This is a genomic window from Cyanobacteriota bacterium, assembly GCA_025054735.1.
In the GTDB taxonomy this organism is placed as follows: Bacteria; Cyanobacteriota; Cyanobacteriia; order SKYG9; family SKYG9; genus SKYG9.
Genome location: JANWZG010000179.1, coordinates 1 through 7,469, shown reverse-complemented (window position 1 = coordinate 7,469; position 7,469 = coordinate 1). Strand labels below are relative to the sequence as shown.

Below are 7,469 nucleotides of genomic sequence, written 5' to 3'. Positions count from 1 at the left end.
TGATGTAGAGGCTATTCTAGCTGCTGCACCCACTTGGGAGCTACCAACGATTGATTTTCCCTCAGCCATAACAACCAACCCGTCCAAGTAGGCTCCTAACTTGGACTATTCATCATGGACACCTTCCACCCTGCAAACGTCGTAGTCCCCTCAATCCCCCATTACACAGGGCAAAGCAATTTTCTGATTCCCTCCCCATACACGAGGAGGGTTAGGGTGGGGGGCTTCAAAGGCTCAGGAGTTGCCTGTAAACGTCATGAATCATGTAGGTCAGGTTCCGGCTAGTTCACAGCCCAAGGACAACCACGTACCCTTGGGGAGACAGCTATCGTCTGGAATGAACCTGCACCAGACTAGTGTTTCAGCACAATGCGATACCGGGCCTTGCCCGCTTTCAGATGGGCTAATGCTTCGTTAACCTGACTAAAGGCAAAGGTTTCAGTCACAGGTTCAATACCATGTCGTGCTGCAAATTCCAACATTCTAGCCGTCGTCGCTGGACTCCCTAATGGCGTGCCTGACAGAGTTTTTTGTCCAGCAATTAGGGGAAAGGCATAGGCTTGGATGGCATGTGGTACTACGCCGACAAAATGTAACCGACCCTTGGGACGCAGAGCATTGATATACAGCCCCCAGTCTAGGTCAGCATTTACTGTAGACAAGATCATATCGAAGGAGCCAGCAAGGCTTGCAAGGGCATTGGCATCACGGGAATTGATGAAATGGTTGGCCCCAAGTTCACGGGCCTCGGCTTCTTTGTCAGGATTAGTAGAAAAAGCTGTTACATCACAACCCCAGGCATGAAGGAAGCGCAGTGCCATGTGGCCTAAACCGCCAATACCTAAGACACCAACGCGATCGGTAGGTTTAATGTCAAACTGCACAATCGGGTTGAATACCGTAATGCCACCACAGAACAGCGGGCCTGCTTTGCTAGGATCCAACCCCTCTGGCAGAGGAATGACCCATTCTTCATGGGCACGCACCTTGTCAGCAAAGCCACCATGTCGTCCAACGATCGTCTGCTCAGCCGTTTGGCAGAGGTTGTGGTTACCTGTCATGCACCATTCACAATGCATACAAGAATGGGAAAACCAGCCTAAGCCAACCCGTTGCCCAACCTTAACCGTCACAACGCGATCGCCAATGGCTGCTACCACCCCCACTACTTCATGTCCTGGCACAAAGGGATACTGACTGATGCCCCAGTCGTTGTTCAACATACTCAAATCACTATGACAGATGCCACAATATTCCACCTGAATTTCCACCTCTTTTTCGTGTAGAGTACCAGGGTCATACTCAAACAGTTCTAACGGTTCGCCTGCGGAGCGGGCTGCATAGGCTTGAATCATCACAACTCCTTCAAATTCAGCAACGCAACTTAAGCAATAGAAGCCATGTTGATGGTAATCGAAACTAAGGGTAGTTGTGTTGAGCTGATGTCAAGCCTTATCTATCAAAGGTTGCTAAACGTCAGCCATGGTATCAGCCGTCGCTAAATTACCTCTACAGGTAACCTCAAACCTACAGCACTGTACAGTTCAAAGTTCGGCTGACCAAGCCAACCCCTGCCATCCAGCCGGGCAAACTAGGCCGACTAGACTGGTTGCTCACCCTACCTGCCCAAGGCACACAGGAACTTTACTACCAGTTTGTGGTTGAACATCCACCAGAGTTAGCCATAACTGGACTCAACGTCTAAGAGCATGAAGAGTATGTCGGCAAGAAATATGTTGCATGATTACATTGCCATAATGACAACGATGATTAAGCATAGGCAGACTGCTGTAGTTTTATCCTCCAGAATTCCTTCATATTCTTTGTCCTCCCTATGATTTATTCTTGAAGGTAGAGGTGGTCTTGCTTATTGATTGATACACTGAGTACGGTAGTTCCCACTCACTGGACACATCTGACGACGTTCGCAACGAAACTCACTAAGGCTGCCTCCTAACTCTACAAATGGAGCATACAAGCCATGAACGAGCCACCCGACTAAGGTTTTCTCTCGGTCGATCGAGAGATTCATGATTGGATTGATTTTTATACTCAGTTTTACCTCATTGGTAGTTGTTTACCCGCAACTAGTGGTAGTGCGCTGGCATTTTCCCACTGCAATATCAAGGGTGAGCTACTTGCCAACTACTCGATGCCATCACCCTGGAAGTAGTCATGGTGGCAAGGGGTGCGGTTGAAACCTCACTCCAGGCTAGAGTATCACCCATAAGCTGGGAGATGGCTCTAGCAACCCTTCAAAGGGAGGTAGATCGCAACCAGACATGGAATTTACAAATGTTTGTTTAGGAGGCATGACATTATGTATACCGCCAATCGACCCGAAGAAACCCACGCTCGCTCATCGGCAAAATCTGAAGCCTTTGTACTCTGGTTTGAGCAGGTAGGCCTCGCCGATATCCCCTTGGTAGGGGGCAAAAATGCATCTCTGGGGGAAATGATTCGGCAACTGACTCCCAAGGGTGTGAATGTGCCGACTGGCTTTGCGACAACTGCTCATGCTTTCCGCTATTTCATTTCACGGGCTAACTTAGATGAGCGATTGCGGATGTTGTTGTCAGACCTGAATGTGGAAGATGTGGCGAATTTGCGTGAACGGGGTAAGCAAGCCCGGGCCATGATTTTGAATACACCGTTCCCGCAGGAACTTGAGGATGCGATTGTTGAAGCTTACATCCGCCTGTGTGAACGCTATGGCTCTACAAGTGCTCTATGTGATGGCTTAACGGGGGACGATCGCTGGCAATGTCAGCGATATAGCAGTGATGTGGACGTGGCAGTACGCTCTAGCGCTACAGCAGAAGACCTACCCGATGCTAGTTTTGCGGGTCAACAGGAAACCTATCTGAATGTGCATGGCATCAATGCAGTGTTAGATGCCTGTCACCGTTGCTTTGCCTCCCTGTTTACCGATCGTGCCATTTCCTACCGTACTATCAAGGGGTTTGACCACTTTGAAGTCGCACTCTCAGTCGGTGTGCAAAAAATGGTGCGCTCCGATCTGGCTGCCTCTGGAGTCATGTTCTCGATCGACACCGAAACTGGCTTCCGCAATGCTGCTCTGATTACAGCGGCTTACGGCCTGGGGGAAAATGTCGTACAAGGTGCTGTCAATCCCGATGAATACTTTGTGTTCAAACCCACTCTCCGGCAGGGCTTCCGCCCAATTCTAGAAAAGCGTCTGGGTAGTAAAGAGATCAAAATGGTCTATGACGTAGGTGGTGGCAAAATGACCAAGAATGTCTCTGTGCCAGACTCTGAACGCCACAAGTTTGCCCTCAGTGATGAGGAAATTCTAAAACTGGCAGAATGGGCTTGCATCATCGAAGACCACTACTCTACTGTGCGGGGTCAATATACCCCTATGGACATTGAGTGGGCCAAGGACGGCCTTACCGACCAACTGTTCATCGTGCAAGCGCGACCTGAAACAGTGCAATCTCAGAAACCAGGGAATGTTTTGAAGACCTATCGCCTCAAGGGTACAGGGAACGTGCTGACCGTAGGCCGAGCTGTAGGCGAGATGATTGGCCAAGGCAACGCCCGTGTCATTCTAGATGTGCACCGAATTGATGAATTTATGGCAGTAGATGTGCTGGTTACCAACAAGACCGATCCTGACTGGGAGCCAATCATGAAGAAAGCCAGCGCGATCGTTACCAACCAAGGAGGACGCACCTGCCATGCTGCTATCATTGCACGCGAAATGGGCATTCCTGCGATCGTAGGCTGTGGCAACGCCACCACAGCAATCACCACAGGCCAGAGCATCACCGTGAGTTGTGCTGAAGGGGAGGCTGGTAAGGTCTATGACGGTCTAGTGCCCTTCGAGATAGAAGAAACTCCGCTGGATAGTCTACCCCGCACCCGCACCCAAGTGTTGATGAACGTCGGCAATCCAGAGGAAGCTTTCGGGCTAGCTTCCATTCCCTGTGATGGGGTAGGACTAGCACGGCTAGAGTTCATTATTGCCAACCACATCAAAGCCCACCCCCTAGCACTGATGCACTTCGACACCCTGCAAGACAAAGCTGCTAAGTGGGAAATTTCCCAGTTGACGGCTCAGTATACAGATAAGTCTGCTTTCTTTGTTGACCGTCTGGCCTATGGGGTAGGTACGATCGCCGCTGCCTTCTATCCCAAGCCCGTAGTCGTGCGCATGTCTGACTTCAAGAGCAACGAGTATGCCAACCTGTTGGGCGGTGCTGAGTTTGAACCCCAAGAAGAAAACCCCATGATTGGCTGGCGGGGTGCCTCTCGTTACTACGATCCCAAGTACACGGCTGCCTTTGGGTTGGAGTGCAAAGCCCTGAAGCGAGTTCGTGATGAGATGGGATTCACCAATGTCATCCCCATGATTCCCTTCTGCCGCACGCCAGAAGAAGGACGTAAAGTCCTTGCTGTCATGGCAGAGCACGGACTGAAACGGGGCGAAAACGGCCTTCAGGTTTACGTCATGTGCGAAATTCCCAGCAACGTCATCCTAGCAGACCAGTTCAGCGAAGTGTTTGATGGTTTCTCGATTGGTTCCAATGACCTCACCCAACTGACCCTTGGCCTCGATCGTGACTCAGCTCTGGTGGCCCATATCTTTGACGAACGCAACGACGGTGTGAAGGAAATGGTGCGCCAAGTTATCCAGCGGGCCAAAGCCACTGGTCGCAAAATCGGCATCTGTGGTCAAGCTCCCAGTGACTACCCAGAATTTGCCCAGTTCCTGGTAGAGCAGGGCATTGACTCTATTAGCCTTAACCCAGACACCGTGTTGAAAACCATACTAACCATTGCCCAAACGGAAGGCCTTTCCTAAAGACCCTAGGGGAGCTTCTTATCAGCAAACAGCTACCAGTGAGCAATAAGCTCTGCTACATGTCAGCCTAGCTCGAAATCCCTCTATCAATCTCCTCAGAACAGCCTCTTCAGGAGTTGTAGGGGGTTTTTTGCTGTGTGTTTACCAATAGCAACTAGGAATTATTAAGATTTCACAAAGCTTAATAATTTGTAATAAAATACGGGAAGAATAAGCAGAAATCACTAGTTCCTAGTTGATTGGTTGATTTCATCTGTAGGAGTCGCCTTTGGCTGAGACAGCAGCGAAGCCTAATGACTTTTGAGCCTGTAGCTGAACTGTCGCTTGGATTGACTAGCCGTAGCTATCGCCTGCCGAAGGACTGCTGGGTAAGGCTTGGTACTGCGATCGGCTCTTCAACTTTCTACCCACGGATTGAATCAGCATCGTTGAACCAGAGTTCCTATAGGCAGGTTTACCTATGACACTTGAGCAATTTCCTTGGCTAACAGCAATTGTGCTGTTTCCTCTAGTGGCTTCCCTTCTAGTTCCCGCTCTGCCAGACAAATATAATCAGTTGACCCGCTGGTATGCTCTTTCTGTCAGCCTAATTGACTTTGCACTCATCGTCTATGTCTTTTGGACAAATTATGACTTCAGCACATCAGGCTTTCAATTAGTTGAAACCTATGCTTGGGTTCCCCAACTGGGTCTAAATTGGTCAGTGGCTGTCGATGGCCTGTCCATGCCCTTGGTTGTTTTGACTGGTCTGGTAACAACGCTGGCAATCTTTTCAGCCTGGAAGGTAGCAGTCAAGCCTAAGCTGTTCTACTTCCTGATGTTGGTGATGTACAGCGCCCAAATTGGGGTGTTTGTTGCCCGCGATTTACTGATGTTCTTCTTCACATGGGAACTGGAACTGGTGCCTGTTTACCTGTTGATTGCCATCTGGGGTGGACAGCAACGATTGTACGCTGCTACCAAGTTTATTCTCTACACGGCGATCGGCTCTATTTTCATCCTTGTAGCTGGCCTAGCGATGGCCTTCTACGGTAACACCATCACCTTTGATCTGCAAGCCCTTGCTCAGAAGCATTACACCTTGGGCTTTGAACTGGTGATGTATGCAGCATTGTTAATTGCCTATGGTGTAAAGTTGCCCATCTTTCCCCTGCACACTTGGCTGCCTGATGCTCACAGTGAGGCTCCAGCTCCAGTATCTATGCTGCTAGCTGGGATCATGCTGAAAATGGGTGGCTATGCTCTGATTCGCATGAATGTGGAAATGTTCCCTGAAGCCCATGTCTACTTTGCGCCTGTGTTGGCCGTTTTGGGTGTAGTCAATATTGTCTACGCTGCTCTCAATGCCTTTGCCCAAGAGAACTTGAAGCGGCGCATGGCCTATTCGTCAATTTCACACATGGGCTTCGTGCTCATTGGCATTGCCTCCTTCAGTGAGCTAGGGATGAGCGGTGCTATGGTACAGATGATTTCCCATGGATTGATTGCAGCAGTGTTGTTTTTCTTGACAGGGGTTACCTACGATCGCACCCATACCTTGGCTATGGCAGAAATGGGCGGTATTGCCAAGCGGATGCCAACAGTATTTGCATTGTTCACGATCGGATCCATGGCCTCCCTAGCACTACCTGGCATGAGTGGTTTTGTAGGAGAAATCTCAGTCTTTTTGGGGCTAACTGCTAGCGGAGCCTACAGTAGTGCTTTCAAAGTAACTATTATTTTGCTCTCGGCAGTGGGTATTATCTTGACTCCCATCTACTTGTTATCAATGCTTCGGCGCGTATTTTATGGCACCGAGAACACCAAACTGGCTAGCCATACAACTCTAATTGATGCAAGTCCCCGTGAGGTTTTTATTGCCGTTTGCCTATTGTTGCCCATTATCGGCATTGGTCTTTACCCCAAGCTAGTGACTCAGACCTATGACATTAAAACTACGGCAGTAGTGGCTAACATGCGCGCTGCTCTGCCCCTAGTCGCACAAACATCCCCTTCTGCTAATTTATTCGCCGAGACTACAGCTGCTCCTACAATTGACAATGCTCCTAGTCCTAGCGCGACAAGCATGTCTGCATGGCTTCCCTAATTCATCTGCAGCTACCTAGTCTGCTCTCGCCCAGAATCCCCTTCCTGAAAGGCAAAGGCTTTTCAAGACTTTTTTAAGACTTTGAAATTAGCGTTGTACCCTTGATTGCAAGTTGGCAGCAAGAGCGAAGTGATAAGAGTTACTGAGGGGTTGAATAGTTACACGTAACCCCTAGCTTGATTGACAGGTCACCCTATACTAAGTAATGATGTCACGTAATGATGTCAAGGCGTACGGCCTTGGCCTCATCACAGGCCTAGCCCTCAGTGTGCCAGCAACTGAGAGCGGAAGCATTTACTCACTAAAAGTAAACACTTCCGCTCACAACTATTTCTAATCTTAAGCAAGCTACTGCTCTAAATCTTACCTAAACTAACCAGCAAATACTCAATTGCTCAGCCATCCTATGGAGATGGAGAGGGAGATGGAGAAGCAGCAGGAGACTCAGTAGGAGACGCAGTAGGGCTAGCCTCACCGCCACCGCCGCCACCACAAGCAACCAATCCACAAGAAATACCAAGTACCAAAACTAGGCTAGCAATCACTTTAGTCATA

3 protein-coding genes are annotated in these 7,469 nt (G+C 49.4%); 2 read left to right on the top strand and 1 reads right to left on the bottom strand.

From position 1 onward, the window contains the following. Positions 1–353 precede the first annotated feature (353 nt). Complete coding sequence (locus tag NZ772_10070) at positions 354–1,355, bottom strand: NAD(P)-dependent alcohol dehydrogenase (protein MCS6813897.1); 1,002 nt, start codon at positions 1,353–1,355, stop codon at positions 354–356. 965 nt (positions 1,356–2,320) lie between these two features. Between NZ772_10070 and ppsA the strand changes: the two genes are divergently transcribed. Both ppsA and NZ772_10060 read left to right on the top strand, forming a co-directional pair. After that, positions 2,321–4,828, top strand: coding sequence for a phosphoenolpyruvate synthase (ppsA, locus tag NZ772_10065; GenBank protein ID MCS6813896.1), 2,508 nt, complete (start codon positions 2,321–2,323; stop codon positions 4,826–4,828). A gap of 460 nt (positions 4,829–5,288) precedes the next feature. Continuing rightward, positions 5,289–6,914, top strand: a complete 1,626-nt coding sequence (locus NZ772_10060) for an NAD(P)H-quinone oxidoreductase subunit 4 (protein ID MCS6813895.1) — start codon at positions 5,289–5,291, stop codon at positions 6,912–6,914. Positions 6,915–7,469 lie beyond the last annotated feature (555 nt).